The sequence below is a fragment of the Mycobacterium sp. genome (assembly GCF_040398885.1).
Lineage (GTDB): Bacteria > Actinomycetota > Actinomycetes > Mycobacteriales > Mycobacteriaceae > Mycobacterium.
On record NZ_JBBATF010000081.1, the window covers coordinates 1 to 13,701 of the forward strand.

General features: G+C 68.5%; 14 protein-coding genes and 1 tRNA gene. 12 read left to right on the forward strand and 3 right to left on the reverse strand.

The window, feature by feature from the left end; translation table 11 throughout:
• Positions 1–22: 22 nt before the first annotated feature.
• The 11 genes from ADBZ5U_RS09235 (at position 23) to ADBZ5U_RS09285 (ending at position 10,418) form a co-directional block, all read left to right on the forward strand.
• Positions 23–1,672, forward strand: a complete 1,650-nt coding sequence (locus tag ADBZ5U_RS09235) for an MlaD family protein (protein WP_526264657.1) — start codon at positions 23–25, stop codon at positions 1,670–1,672.
• Positions 1,669–2,736 carry an MlaD family protein gene (locus ADBZ5U_RS09240; RefSeq protein WP_526264635.1) on the forward strand — a complete coding sequence of 356 codons (1,068 nt, stop codon included), beginning with the start codon at positions 1,669–1,671 and terminating at the stop codon, positions 2,734–2,736. Before ADBZ5U_RS09235 ends, ADBZ5U_RS09240 begins: the two co-directional genes overlap by 4 nt.
• A complete protein-coding gene (locus tag ADBZ5U_RS09245) occupies positions 2,729–3,775 on the forward strand; it encodes an MCE family protein (protein ID WP_526264637.1) in 1,047 nt (348 codons plus the stop codon). The genes ADBZ5U_RS09240 and ADBZ5U_RS09245 overlap by 8 nt, the downstream gene beginning before the upstream one ends.
• Positions 3,766–4,887 carry an MCE family protein gene (locus ADBZ5U_RS09250; RefSeq protein ID WP_526264659.1) on the forward strand — a complete coding sequence of 374 codons (1,122 nt, stop codon included), beginning with the start codon at positions 3,766–3,768 and terminating at the stop codon, positions 4,885–4,887. The genes ADBZ5U_RS09245 and ADBZ5U_RS09250 overlap by 10 nt, the downstream gene beginning before the upstream one ends.
• On the forward strand, positions 4,887–6,182 hold the full coding sequence (locus ADBZ5U_RS09255) for an MlaD family protein (RefSeq protein ID WP_526264661.1): 1,296 nt from the start codon (positions 4,887–4,889) through the stop codon (positions 6,180–6,182). The genes ADBZ5U_RS09250 and ADBZ5U_RS09255 overlap by 1 nt, the downstream gene beginning before the upstream one ends.
• Positions 6,179–7,429, forward strand: a complete 1,251-nt coding sequence (locus tag ADBZ5U_RS09260) for an MlaD family protein (protein WP_526264639.1) — start codon at positions 6,179–6,181, stop codon at positions 7,427–7,429. The genes ADBZ5U_RS09255 and ADBZ5U_RS09260 overlap by 4 nt, the downstream gene beginning before the upstream one ends.
• 25 nt (positions 7,430–7,454) lie before the next feature.
• Positions 7,455–8,123 carry an Rv1363c family protein gene (locus ADBZ5U_RS09265; protein WP_526264641.1) on the forward strand — a complete coding sequence of 223 codons (669 nt, stop codon included), beginning with the start codon at positions 7,455–7,457 and terminating at the stop codon, positions 8,121–8,123.
• 14 nt (positions 8,124–8,137) lie between these two features.
• A complete protein-coding gene (locus ADBZ5U_RS09270; RefSeq protein WP_526264643.1) occupies positions 8,138–8,923 on the forward strand; it encodes a DUF3298 domain-containing protein in 786 nt (261 codons plus the stop codon).
• A 56-nt stretch (positions 8,924–8,979) separates the two neighbouring features.
• Entirely contained in the window at positions 8,980–9,444 is a 465-nt protein-coding gene (locus ADBZ5U_RS09275; protein WP_526264645.1) for a GatB/YqeY domain-containing protein, read from the forward strand.
• 111 nt (positions 9,445–9,555) lie between these two features.
• Positions 9,556–10,212 (forward strand): HemK2/MTQ2 family protein methyltransferase, encoded by a 657-nt coding sequence (locus ADBZ5U_RS09280; protein ID WP_526264647.1) that lies wholly within the window; start codon positions 9,556–9,558, stop codon positions 10,210–10,212.
• A complete protein-coding gene (locus ADBZ5U_RS09285) occupies positions 10,209–10,418 on the forward strand; it encodes a CDGSH iron-sulfur domain-containing protein (protein ID WP_526264649.1) in 210 nt (69 codons plus the stop codon). Before ADBZ5U_RS09280 ends, ADBZ5U_RS09285 begins: the two co-directional genes overlap by 4 nt.
• Here the strand turns inward: ADBZ5U_RS09285 and ADBZ5U_RS09290 are convergent.
• Positions 10,398–11,411 (reverse strand): iron-containing redox enzyme family protein, encoded by a 1,014-nt coding sequence (locus tag ADBZ5U_RS09290; protein WP_526264651.1) that lies wholly within the window; start codon positions 11,409–11,411, stop codon positions 10,398–10,400. The two genes, ADBZ5U_RS09285 and ADBZ5U_RS09290, sit on opposite strands and share 21 nt — an antisense overlap.
• Before the next feature lie 147 nt (positions 11,412–11,558).
• On the opposite strand from ADBZ5U_RS09290, the gene ADBZ5U_RS09295 reads away from it, so the two are divergent.
• Positions 11,559–12,365: a TspO-related membrane protein gene (locus ADBZ5U_RS09295; protein ID WP_526264653.1), complete on the forward strand. Its 807-nt coding sequence runs from the start codon at positions 11,559–11,561 to the stop codon at positions 12,363–12,365.
• A 42-nt stretch (positions 12,366–12,407) separates the two neighbouring features.
• Here the strand turns inward: ADBZ5U_RS09295 and ADBZ5U_RS09300 are convergent.
• Positions 12,408–12,481: transfer RNA gene (locus ADBZ5U_RS09300), tRNA-Pro, on the reverse strand.
• Between the two features lie 76 nt (positions 12,482–12,557).
• Positions 12,558–13,511 carry a metallophosphoesterase gene (locus ADBZ5U_RS09305; RefSeq protein WP_526264655.1) on the reverse strand — a complete coding sequence of 318 codons (954 nt, stop codon included), beginning with the start codon at positions 13,509–13,511 and terminating at the stop codon, positions 12,558–12,560.
• Positions 13,512–13,701: the final 190 nt, after the last annotated feature.

A 13,701-nucleotide genomic window follows, 5' to 3' on the forward strand; every position in this document is an offset into this window, starting at 1 on the left:
CGGGCGCAAGGTTCGGTGGCTGATGGCCAAGATCTTCGATATCAGCGGCCGTGGTCCCGGTAACCGCAGCCTGCTCATCGCCGGCCTGGCCGTGATCGCCGTGTCGATACTCATCACGGCGGTCTTGATCGCCAAATCCCAAGGGCGGCTTGAGAACTACACCAGGATCACCGCCGAGATGACCAACGTCGGCGACGGGCTGCCGGACCGGTCCGACGTCCGCTACCACGGCCTGCTGGTCGGTTCGACCTCCACCGTCACGCCCGCTCAGTTCGGCAGACCGAACTACGTCGGCATCGACCTGATCGGCGATTACGCCAGGAGCATCCCGAACACCGTCACCGCCCGCGTGGTGCCCAGCAACGTCTTCGCGGTGTCCAGCGTCGAACTCGTCGACAACGGTGATGCGCCCGCGATCGCCGACGGCGACCACATCGCCGAGGACAGCCGCCTCCCGACGGTGCTGTTCCAGACCACCATCAGCAAGCTGCGCGACATCCTCTACGCGACCGGCCGCGGCCGCGCCGACGAAACCCTGGGCATCCTGGAGGCGGTCAAAGCCGTCACCCACGACCGCCGCACCAAGCTGCTCACCGCGGGCGCCCAACTGGATCGAATCGTCAGCCGCCTCAACGCGACCGTCGCCCCCGACTCCTCGGCCCCGTCGATGCTCAGCGCGCTGGTCGGGGCCGCCGAGGGCCTCCAGCAGACCGCCCCGGATCTGCTCGACGCCCTGCACCGGGCGGTGACGCCGATGCAGACCCTGGTCGAGGAGCAGGGGAATCTCGACGCGATGCTCACCGGCGGTGCCGGCACACTCGGCAAGACGCACGACGCCTTCGCCAACCACACCGACCGGATGATCACCATCGGACACAACCTGACCCCCGTCCTCGGTGTGCTGGCCGAGACGGGGCACAACTGGGTGCCCGGCTTCCGGAAGATCAAGACCTTCTCGGACAAGTTCGACCAGGGTTGGGTGGCCGACATGGACGCCTTCAACCTGCGGGCGAATCTGGCTCTGGCGCCTACCTTTTCGTATACCCGCGCGGACTGCCCGGCCTACGGCGAACTGAAGGGCCCGAGTTGCTTCACCGCGCCGCAGATCGCCGTGCGGCCGGGTATGCCCGAGGTGCTGTTGCCACAGAACTACCGGCCGCCGAAAGATCTGATGCCGCCGCCGGGCACCGTGGTCGGACCCAACGGCAATCTGGTCGCCGTCGGACCGCCCTACATCCTGCCCGGCGGACCCAATCTGGTGGACCCGAACCCGCCGCTGAGCCTGGGCGTCGGCACCGGCATCCTGGGCGCCGACGGTCCGGCGATGACCCCGGCCCCGCCGGTGCCCGGCACCGCCAACCCGGCCCTGGCGCCGACGGCGGTCTCGACCCCGCCGCTGTCGCCGATCGCGCCGGTCGCCCCGTGGCCACCCGGATATCTGCCGGCCGACCCCGGACCGCGGGCGCCCGCGCCGGCGCCCGGAGGGCTGCCCGCCGAGGCCGCCCCCGCGGCCGGCTACTCCTACGGCGGCAACGTCGGACCGGTCGGCAGCCGGTTGGAGCGGGATCGGCTGTCCTACATCACCGGCGCGCCGGCCACCACCGCCACCCAGCTGCTGCTGGCCCCGCTGGCACGCGGCATGACCGTGTCGCCCGGTGCGGGGGCCCGATGAAGGGCAAGCTGTCCAAAGTCGCCTCCGGACTCGTCGCCTTCCTAGTGGTGACCGCGGTCATGACCTGGCTCGTCTACGCCACCCTGCAGCGCTCGGTGACCGGCGAGACGACGCGGTATTCAGCGGAGTTCACCGACGTGTTCGGCCTGCGTGAGGGTGACGACGTCCGGATGGCCGGCGTGCGGGTCGGCCGCGTGATGAAGATCGACCTCACCGGCGACAGCACGGCGGTGGTGGAGTTCGCGCTGCGCGACGAGCAGAAGCTCTTCCCCGACACCGAGGCGTCCATCCTCTACCAGAACATCGTCGGCCAGCGGTACCTCGACCTGCGTCGGGGTCCGGCCGGCGCCGCGGCCGGCCCGTTGCAGGCCGGCAGCGTCATCCCCCTGCAGCGCACCACTCCCTCCTTCGACGTCGGTGTCGTCCTCAACGGCTACCAACCGCTCTTCGCCACCATCGATCCCAAGGCCGCGGACCAGATCACCGCCGCCGCGGTGCAGGGCCTGCAAGGCGACTCCAATGCCTGGGCCGCCCTGGTCGATCAGACCGGCAAGCTGACCGAGACCTTCGCCGGGCGGGACGAACTCCTCGGTGACCTGATCTCCGGCCTGGATCGGCTGTTCGCGACGCTCGCGCAGCAGAACGGCAACATCGAGACCACGCTCGACAACACCCGGCAGATGGTGACCACGTTCAACGCCCGCCGCCCGGAACTGGTGGCCTCGATGGGCTCGTTGGCCCGGGTGATGCGGGCGCTGGCCTCGGTCACCGATGAGGTCAATCCGTCGCTGCAGGCTCTGGTCGGCCGGGAACCGGGGTTCTCGGCCCACCTCGTGACCATCGAACCCCAGTTGGCCTTCATGGGCGGCAACCTGCCCAAGATGCTCAAGGGGCTGGCCCGGGTCACCAACGAAGGCGCCTACGCCAACGTCTACACGTGCGACCTCAACGCGCTGGGATTCTTCCCCGGTCTCAACGACGTGACCCCGATCGTCGTCAACGCCGCGACACCCGGCAACAAGGCGCAGTACACCCCCAAGTGCAGGAACAAGGCCGATGGTTGAGCGTAAGCACAAGGGCGCCCCGCGGCGGAAGGTGCTCGAGGACCGCAGCGTCACCGCGGTCGGATTGGTCGCTCTGGCCGTCCTGGTGGGATTGATGGCCACCCTGGTGATCATCACCAGGATCGGCCCGGGCTACAAACGCATCAGCGCCGACTTCACCCAGGCGGCCGCGCTGCTGCCGAAGAACCCCGTCGTCGTCGCCGGCATCCCGGTCGGCACCGTCACCGGCCTGAAACTCAACGGCGATCGCGTGACCGTCGACATGAAGGTGCAGAACAACCTCAACATCGGCAAGGACTCCCGCGCGACCATCATGATCACCACGATCCTGGGTTCGCGTTATGTGTCGCTGGCGCCCGGCGGCGGCGGTCCACTGGAGAACGGCACCATCGACATCAACCACACCGCGGTGCCCTACGACCTGCAGCAGGCACTGCAGGACGTCGCCATCAACTACGGCGAGGTCGACACCGATCAACTCGCGACGGCGCTTCAGGCGCTCGGCAAGCAGGTCGAAGCCCTGCCGCCGCTGATCCCCCAGTCGATGGACAACCTCAAGCGGCTGTCGACGGTCATGTCGCAGCGCCGCGACCAGGTCGGCGACATGCTCAGGACCATGGACATCGTCACGGGAACACTGCGTCGCCAGCAGAGCAGCCTGGGCGCGATGATCAACCAGGGCAACGAACTGCTGAGCGAATTCGTCACGCGCCAGGTCGCCTTCCACGCGATGCTGCAGTCGCTCCAGGACCTGGTCCGCCTGCTCGACGACACCATCGTCGACGACCGCGCCCGGGTCGAGTCGCTGCTGGCCGACATGAACACACTGGCGGGTCTGGCCGCCAAGCACGAGGACCTGCTGCGCAACATCCTGCAGGCCGCCCCGGTGACCCTGCGCGGGTTCGCCAACGCGACCGGAACCGGCAACGCCCTGGACACCACGTTCACCAACGGGATCCTGGTGGACTCCTGGATGTGCGCCATCAGCGGACGCGCCAAGCAGTTCGGAATGATCCAGTACTACAAGGACTGCAAGTGAAGCGCGGCAGAGGGTTGCTGATCCTGGCCGTCGTCGGCCTCCTCGCCGCCGGCGTCGCCGGGTTCAACGCGTGGAAGCTGGCCAAGACCCGGACGAACACCATCACACTGGTTGCCCAGTTCGACAACTCCGCGGGCCTCTACCCCACCAACAACGTTCAGGTGCTGGGCATGAAGGTCGGCAGCGTCCGGAAGCTGACTCCGAAGAACGGCTACGTCGAAGTGGAATTCACCGTCGACAGGAACGTCAAGATCCCCGCCGACGCGCAGGCGGTCACGCTGCAGACGTCGATCCTGGCCGAGCGGTCGATCGAGCTCACACCGGTCTACACCGGCGGCGAGGCGATGGCCGATCACGCGACCATCCCGCTGACCAAGACCCGGACACCGGTCGAGTTCACCAAGACCCTGGATATGGTTGACCGGCTTGCGGTTTCACTGCAGGGCGACGGAAACGGCAACGGGGCCCTGCGGACCCTGATCGATTCGGGGGCAGCGATCGCCGACGGCAACGGCGAACGCATCAAGTCCGCCCTCGGCGAGCTGTCCAAGGCACTCAAGCTCAGCGCCGACGGTGGCGCGCAGACCAAGGAGTCGTTGACCGAGGTCGTCGACAACCTGAGCATCCTGATGGACAGCGCCGCCGCCAACGAGGCGACACTGCGCGAGTTCGGCTCCAACGTGCGGGCCCTCTCGCAGATCCTGGCCGACGAGGACATCGGCAGCGGCACCACCGGCAAGCAGTTGAACCTGGTGCTCACCGAACTGGGTGACCTGCTCGAGAAGAACCGCGACAACATCAGGGGTGCCGTCGCAGGAGGCGACGTCGCGCTGAAGGCCGTCGTGGACCACCATCGCGATCTGGCTGAGACCCTCGACGTCGCACCGCTGACGCTGGACAACTTGTACAACGTCATCGACCGCGAGAACGGCGCGCTCCGGGCGCACATCCTCACCGACAAGGTGCTGTTCGACACCCCGGCGGTCAAAGAGGTCTGCAACCTGATGCATCTGCGTCAATTGGGTTGCAGCACCGGAACATTGCAGGACTTCGGCCCCGACTTCGGGGTCTCCCACATCCTCGACGGGCTTGCGGCGATGGGGCAGAGGTGATGTCGTCGAAGAAGCGGTTCCCGCTCGTGCTTGCCGCGACGGTGTCGCTGAGCGCGGCCGGTTGCGCGACCAACGGTCTGGCCAGCCTCCCGCTGCCCAAGCCGGGACTGAGCCGCGGCTCCAGCTACACCATCACCGCTGTTTTCGAGAACGCGCTGAACCTGCCGGCCTTCGCCAAGGTGCGTCTGGCCGGCGCCGACGTCGGCGAGTTGGAGACCCTCGAGGCCAGGGACTACACCGCTGTGGCCACGCTGCGGATCCGGGACGGTGTCGAACTTCCGCGGGGCAGCACCGTCGAGTTGCGTTCGGCCACACCGCTGGGCGACGTCTTCATCGCCGTGAAGCCGCCGGAGAACTCCTCGGGCGCAAGCCCGCTCAGGAACGGCGACGTCATCCCCATCGAGAACACCGCCGCGGCCGCCACCGTGGAGAACCTGTTGACCGGCGCCGCGGTCCTGGTGAACGGCGGAGCGGTGCAGAACCTGACCGACCTCATCAACGGCGCCGGCAAGGCGGCCGGGGAGGACGGCGGGAAGAACTTCCGCGTACTGGTCGACCGCACCAACCAGTTGCTGGGCACGATGGACCGGCGCACCGATCAGATCTCGGATTCACTGACGGCGCTGTCCGGGTTGTCCCGGCGAATCGACGAAAAGAACCACACGCTGGTGGATTTGATGAACGCGGCGGCTCCGGCCACCGACGTGCTGGCCCAGCACACCAACCAGATCGCGGATCTGGTCGTGCAGGCCGGAGCCACCACCGAGTCGATCAACAAGTTCCCGTCCATCGCCGGCACCGACACCAGCGGCCGCAGCGTGGTCGCCGATCTGAACAAGATCTCCAGCGACCTCAACGACGTCGTCATGGACCCGAACTCCAACCTGGCATCCATCAACAAGCTGATGCCACCGCTGATCAAGGCCACCTCGGGCAGTGGCATCTCGGTGCGCGCGAGTATCGACCGCCTCATCCTCGGTCACATCCCGGATATCGGTTTCGCCGGCGACCCGGGCTTCCACGGCCCGAAGTGGTCCACCTACAACCAGTTGATCGGCTCGTTCAAGTACACCCTGCTGCGACTCCAGGAGCGGGTCGTCGGACGCGGACCGGATGTGCCGCAGGTGCCGGTGATCCCCAGTCCGGCCGAGGCCGGGCAGTGGCAGGTGGTGGGCCCGCCGCCGGGACCGACGGCGCCCGGTGAGTTCGTGCAACCGGCCGGTCCGCCTCCCGGACCGGTACCTCCGGCACCCGCGCCGGCCCCGGTCGCGCCCGTCGCGGATCCGGTCCCGTGATCGGGCGGATCGCCGACGGAATCGTCGGGATCGTCAAGGCGGGCCACCGCCGGAAGGCGTGGCTGTCGGCCCTGGCCCTGGTCGTCACGCTGCTCGCCGGGCTCACCTACCTCAGCTTCGGGGCGCTTCGGTGGAACCCCCTGAAGAGCGTCTACCGGGTCAAGGTCCAACTGCCGGCCTCCGGAGGCCTGCTGGTCAACCAGGACGTCACCCTGCGCGGCATCCGGATCGGCAAGATCGAGAGTCTGGCGCTGACGCCCGACGGGGTCGACGCGGTGATCAAGGTCAACGACGGCGTCGACCTCTCCGAGTCCAGCAAGGCCCGCGTCGCCGGACTCTCGGCGGCGGGCGAACAGTACCTGGACTTCGACGGCGGCACGGGTCAGGCGCCGTTCCTGGCCGACGGAGCCACCTTGGCGATGGGCAGGACCGAGATCCCGGTGACGCTGGGCGAGTTGCTCGCCCACTCCGACGGCATGCTCAAGCAGGTCGACACCGGGAAAATGGAGATCATCAAAAGAGAACTCGGCATGAGTAGGGAGGGCCCGCGGAAACTCGACGACCTGATGGATGGCGGCCTGTACCTGGTGTCCACCCTGGACGGCGTCCTCGATCAGACCACCCGACTGCTCGACACCAGCAGGGTGACCCTGCAACTGCTGTCCGACAAGCAGGAGGGCATGAAGGTCGCGGCCGGGAACTTCGACGAGGTCTTCGGCGGGGTGAACCGGATGACCGGCGGATTCCGGCAGCTCACCACGCAGGGACCGAAGACCTTCGGCGCGGTGGACACCCTGTTCGAGGACAACTCCGACACCATGGTCCAGTTGCTCGGCGACCTGACCACGACCTCGGAGATCATGTACCTGCGGGTGCCGGCGCTCAAGGCGTTGTTCCCGACCGACCGCGGATCGCTGTTCGACTCGCTGAGCAGCATCATCCACGACAACGGCTTCTGGGTGAACGCCGATATCTACCCCCGCTACGCCTGCGATTACGGCACCCCCAGGATGGCTCCGGCATCGGCGGACTACCCGGAGCCGTTCATGCACACCTACTGCCGGGACGACGATCCGGCGGTGCTGATCCGCGGCGCCAAGAACGCGCCCCGCCCGGCCGGCGACGACACCTACGGGCCGCCGATGGGCGCGGACCTGGGCAAGCAGACCGACCCCGCGCCCGAAGGCCGGTACGCCGTCCCGACTCCTTACGGCGGTCCGACGCTGCCGATCGAGCCGCCCCGCTGATGCCATGCAGGAGAGATACGCCACAATGCCAGTCATGACCGAAGAGGGATCCGAGGCTGCCGAGACTGCACAGACCCCGGAGGGCGAGGCCGACGCCGCCCGCGGCGAAACCACCGAAGCCGAAACCACCGAAGCCGAAACCGCCAAAACCGTTGTCGCAGAGGACGAGATCGGCGCCGGCGATGAGCCCGTCGCCGGTTCGGGCACCACCCCGGGGCCGCGGTCGGGCTTGCTGCAGCCCGCTCTCATCGGCGCTTTGATCGCCGCGCTGGCCGGAGCCGGTTTCCTCGGGTGGAAGCTCTGGGAAGAGCATCAGGTCGACCAGGCCCGGGATGCCGCCCAGCGGGCCGCGGCGTCCTACGCCGAGGTGCTCACCAGTGTCGACTCCAACAACGTCGATCAGAACTTCAAGCAGGTGCTCGACGGCGCGACGGGCGAATTCAAGGAGATGTACTCCAAGTCCAGTGTGGAACTGCGTCAGTTGCTGATCGAGAACAAGGCGACCGCCCACGGCGTCGTCATCGACTCGGCGGTGCAGTCGGCAAGCAAGGACAACGCCGTGGTGCTGCTGTTCGTCGACCAGTCGGTCGCCAACACCAAGCTTCCCGACCCGCGCATCGACCGGAGCCGGATGAAGATGACCCTGGAGAAGGTCAACGGCAGTTGGCTGGCCAGCAAGATCGAGCTCCCCTGACCGGAGGACGGCCGATGCGGACGACGATGCGGGCCGGCGGACTCGCCGGAGCGGCGGTCGCCGCGGCGGCCGCGCTGCTGGCGGCCCCCGGCGCTGCGGCATCGGCCGCGCCGCTGTGCGACCAGATGGGCGGCCAATGGAACGGCCGGTACTGCCACGCGTCGGTGCCGTCGGAGCGGGGGGCGGTCCGGGAGGTCGACATCGCGATCCCGGCAGAGGCTGATAACCCGGTCATCGGCCCGGCGATCAGCGGCTACCTGACGACGCTGATGGGCAACTGGCGCACGGCCGCCGCGCAGATGTACCAAAACAGCAGGGGCGAAGCCGATTTCGAGGTTTTCCATCACGGCGACATTCACACCGTGGTCTTCCGCGAGACCTACGACTCCGAGAGCACCGGGCGATTCGAAGGCGCGGCGATCCAAACCGCCTACCGGACTTTCGCTTTCGATTCCGCGGCCGGACGGCAGATCCAGCTGTCCGACGTGGTCGACGTCAACGCCATCCCGACGCTCGGTGCCCCGTTCATCCAGGCCGCCCTCGACCGGGCCTTGCCCCCCCACGAACCCAACACCTACCCGTTCACCCCGGACCGCTGGACGCCGGACAAGGTGTACTCCGGTGGTTACAGGGCGTGGGCACTGACCCCCGACGAATTGATCCTCTACCTGCCGGACTATCCGGTGGCGCGGGATTCCCCGATCGACTTCACCCCGGCCGGGTACATCTGGTCGATGACGGGCGGCGTCGTGCAGCCGCGTATTCCGCTCAGCGCGCTCGGTCCCGCCCTGCGCGCCTGACGGTCGCGGGCCGCGGGTTCCCGGGCGCGGTGGCGGGGGCGCGTAACGTTGGCGGCATGGCGGAACTGAAGGGTCGGCTGCGATCCGACCTCACCGGGGCGATGAAGGATCAGGACAAACTGCGGACCGCGACACTGCGAATGATGCTGGCGGCCATCCAGACCGAAGAGGTGTCCGGCAAGCAGGCCCGTGAACTGACCGACGAGGAGATCCTCAGGGTTCTGGCCCGGGAGTCCAGGAAACGCGTTGAGGCGGCCGAGATCTACACCCAGAACGGGCGCGGCGAACTTGCCGCCGAGGAGCACGCCGAGGGCCGGATCATCGACGAGTACCTGCCCACCCCGCTCAACGACGCCGAGGTGGCCGACGTCGTCGACACCGCTATCGCCCAGGTGGCCGAGGAACTCGGTCAGCGGCCGTCGGTCAAGCAGATGGGCATGGTGATGAAAGCGGCCGCCGCGATCGCGGCCGGCAAGGCCGACGGCGCCCGGCTGTCGGCGGCGGTCAGAGAGCGGCTCTGACCGCGGCGCGCCGCACCGGGGGCGCCGACGGCGGGGTCGCGGCGCGGCCGGGGTTTAACCGAGCGCGATCAGGGCATCTCTCCCAGAGTGACGGTACTCTCACTCGACGCGGTGACCGCACGGTTCGGTGTCTATCCGCCCCAGCATGACTCCGTCCTGCTGATCTCCCAGATGGTCTGCGGCGCCGGTTTTTCCGGGCGGTCGGTCCTGGATCTGTGCACCGGCAGCGGGGTGGTGGCGATCGCCGCCGCGCAACTCGGCGCCGGTGCCGTCGTCGCGTTCGACATCTGTCCGGACGCGGTGCGGTGTGCGCGATCCAACGCGACCGAAGCGGGGGTCTCCGTGGACGTCAGACGCGGCGACCACACCGACGCCGCCGCAGCCGGCCCGTACGACGTGGTGGTGTGCAACCCGCCCTACCTGCCGACAGTTCCCGGCGCCGGCCCGTTGCCCGGCCACATCGGCCCGGCGTGGGCCTGGGACGCCGGCCCCGACGGCCGGTTGGTGCTCGACCCGCTCTGCGCGTCGGCGGACCGGTTGCTCCGGCCGGGCGGCACCCTGCTGTTGGTGCAGTCCGAATTGGCGAACCCGGGGGAGTCGCTGCGTCAGCTGCGGCGGGCCGGCCTGCGCGCCGCCGTCGTTGCCGCCCAGACGATTCCGTTCGGTCCGGTGTTGAACGCGCGGGCGCGACGGCTGGAGGCGGTCGGCGCGATCCGGGCCGGGCACAGGGCCGAGCAACTCGTGGTGATCCGGGCGGACAAGCCGTGACCGGGACCGCGCCGCGCCTGGTGCGGGTGGTCATCGGGGGGCCGCTGCTCATCGAGGGTCCGATCGACATCGAGATGCCCAGCGGAGAGGTGATCTCCTCGGACCGTTTCATGGTGGCGGTCTGCACGTGCCGGCGCAGCCGCGAATACCCGCTGTGCGACACCAGCCACCGGTGCGGCCGGCCGTCAGGTCAGCGGCCGGCGTAGCGAGGTGCGGCCGGTGCGCCAGGAGGCGGTCAGGTGTTCGCCGAGGCGGTCCTCCAGCAGTTCGAAGGCCCGCATCCCGAACACCACATCGGAATCCAGGGCGGGTTCGCGATTGACCAGATCGCCGACCACGTCGGTGCGCACCACCTGCTCATGGACGGCGTCGGCCTCCACGTGCTCTCGATAGAAGTGGCGGCACGGCCCGGGGGCCTGCAACCGCAGCAGCGCCTCCAGCAGCCGACGCGATCCGGGCGAGGAGGTGATCTCGGTGGCGGCGAAGTGGCCCACCGCGGCGCCGCGGAGGCTGCGGTGCAGACCGAACAGCGACATCGCGTTGACCAAGGCGAGCGACTCGGCGGGAACCGCGTCGATGTAGGCCAGGTATGTGGGGTCGAGGTCCGCGGCGAACATGAGGTCGGCGAACAGTTGCTGATGGAGTCGGTCGCCGCGGCCGGCACCGAATTCGTCGAATTCGACGGCGGCGAAGGATGCTTTGGTCTGGCCGGTCAGCCGGGGGATCGCCCAGGCGTGCGGGTCGCCCTCCTTCAGGTGGTACAGCGAGCGGTGAACGAAATACTCCCGCATCTGCTCCCAGGTGCCTTGGCGGCGAAGGTAGTGCGACGCCCCGGTGCCGTCGGCCGGTTCGGTCGAGAGTCGCGCCATTTCCCGGGCCGCGGTGGTGTCGATCTCGCCGACGTCGCGTCGGACCGCGGAGAGGAACGTCTCCTCCAGTCGTGCGCGCAGATGCAGCAGACCCGGGTTCCATTCCCAGCCCGGATCGACCCCGGCGAATCCGCGATAGTGCAGTTCGTAGCAGATGTAGAGGGTGAGTTGGACGTCGATTCCGTAGGGGTCCGAGTCGCTGACCGGGGCCTCGACACGGTCCAGCCTGGATCGGGGGGCGCGCTCGGTGAGCAGGTTGACCACCGCCATGGAAAGCGGCCCCCGCGTCGCGGGCAACGCGGGCTCGAGCGCGATCGGGGCAAGGGTCACCGCCAGAGTGTTCCCGCTCTACCGGGTCGCTAAACCCCGAACCTCGGCCGCGCGCCGAGATGACCGCGCCGAGATGACGCGGGCAGGTACGGTCGGCAAGGCTGTACGCTGCCGGTGATTTCACCGGCCGGGTCTGGAAGGACAGTGATGCCGAGAACCCCCGTCAAGATCCTGGTGACGTTGACCTATCTGGTGATGATCGCGGCCAACGTCGCGGCCAACGCCTTGCCGCTCAACGGACGGAACACCGGCGAAGTCTCCGACGCCTACTCGAACCTGTTCACCCCGGCGGGTGTCACGTTCTCCATCTGGGGGGTCATCTACCTGTTGCTGGGCGCCCACGTGCTCTACCAACTCGGGCTGTTTCGGGACCGGCCCGACACCGCCGCGGACACCGCACTGCTCAACCGCGTGGGGGTGCTGTTCGCGCTGTCGTCGCTGACCAACACCGCATGGATCTTCGCCTGGCACTACGACCTCATCCCGCTGTCGGCGCTCCTGCTCGTCGTGATCCTGGTGCTGCTCGCGCTGATCGTCACCACCGTGCGGCGCGCGAACCTCAGCGGCCGCCGGCGGTGGTTCATCGGGGTGCCGTTCAGTGTCTACTTCGGCTGGTCGACGGTGGCGGTGGTCGCCAACGTCACCGTGCTGCTGGTCTACTGGAAGTGGGACGGGTTCGGCATCGCCGATTCGGACTGGGCGGTGGCCGTGATCCTCGTGGCGATGGCCATCGGGACGTGGGTGATGCTGCGAAACCGGGATGTCGCCTACGGCCTGGTCCTGATCTGGGCGTACATCGGCATCCTGGTCCGGCAGACCTCCGATCTGGCCGGCCGGTACCCGATGATCATCGCGGCGGTCGTTGTCGCTCTGCTGGTCTACCTGATGGCCGAAGGGATGATCCTGCGGCAGCGCGGGCGTACGGCGCCGGCCAACCCGTCGGCGATGTCCTGACGACATCGCGTTCTGCGGCGATGTCGTGACGACATCGCGTTGTCGGGGTGGCGGGATTTGAACCCACGACCTCTTCGTCCCGAACGAAGCACGCTACCAAGCTGCGCCACACCCCGTGTGAAGCGACGACAGCCTATCGCACCGCCGAGGCGGGAAGCCAAACGCTCAGGCTGAGGCGCGCTGTCGGCTGATCTAGTGCACCAACACCGTCGGGGCCGAACGCAGGACGTTCCTTGTGTGGTCCCGGCCGCCGATCGGGGCGGCGACCAGGGTAAGCAACGTCGCCTCCGGCCGGCAGCAGAACCGCAGCGGCGCGAACGGGGAGGTTCCGACTCCGGCCGAGACGTGCAGGGCGGTCCTGGTTCCCCAGCTCGAAGCTCCCTTGGCCCGGGACCGGTCTAGGTCGCAATTGGTGACCACGGCCCCGTAGAACGGCAGGCACAACTGGCCGCCGTGGGTGTGCCCCGCCATCACCAACTGATAGCCGTCGGCAGCGAACCGGTCCAGGACCCGGGTGTAGGGGGCGTGGGTGACGCCGAGGCTCAGGTTGGCCGCCGGACTAGGCGGTCCGGCGATGGTGTTGTAGCGGTCCCGGCCCAGATGCGCGTCGTCGACCCCGGCGGCGGCGATGACCAGGCCGGCCACCTCCAGTTCACGGCGGTTGTGCGTCAGATCCAGCCAGCCGCGTTCGGTGAAGGCGGCGCGCAGGTCCTGCCACGGCAGCGGGCTGCCGTGCACCCGATGGTCACGATCGGTCAGGTACTTCGCCGGGTTCTTCAACCGGGGTGCGAAGTAGTCGTTGCTGCCGAACACGAAGACGCCGGGCACCGCCAGCAAGTCGCCGAGGGACTGCACCACCGCGGGCACCGCACGCGGATGGGACAGGTTGTCGCCGGTGTTGACCACCAGGTCGGGTTCCCAGCGTGACAGCTCACGAAGCCAAGCCTGTTTGAGGTGCTGACCCGGGCGCATGTGAATGTCGCTGAGGTGCAACACCCGCAGCGGTGTGGAACCCGGTGTCAGAACCGGCATGGTGACTTCCCGCACGACGAACGCGTTGCGCTCGACGACCGCGGCGTAGCTCACCGCCAGGGCGGCTGTGCCGGCCGCGGCGGTCGCGGATCTTCTCAGGGCGTTAGCGGCCATACCGGCAGACTACTGCCACCGGCTGGGAGAGTGTGAGGCCGAAAATCCGTACCCGCCGCGGGGCCGTTCGGCCCCTTACGGCGGCGGCGGGGGTGGCGGGGGAGGCGGCGGCGGGCCCGGCGGCGGGCCCGGCGGAGGCGGCGCGGGTGGCGGCGGCACCAGAACGGGAATCGTGATCGGCGGAAGTCCC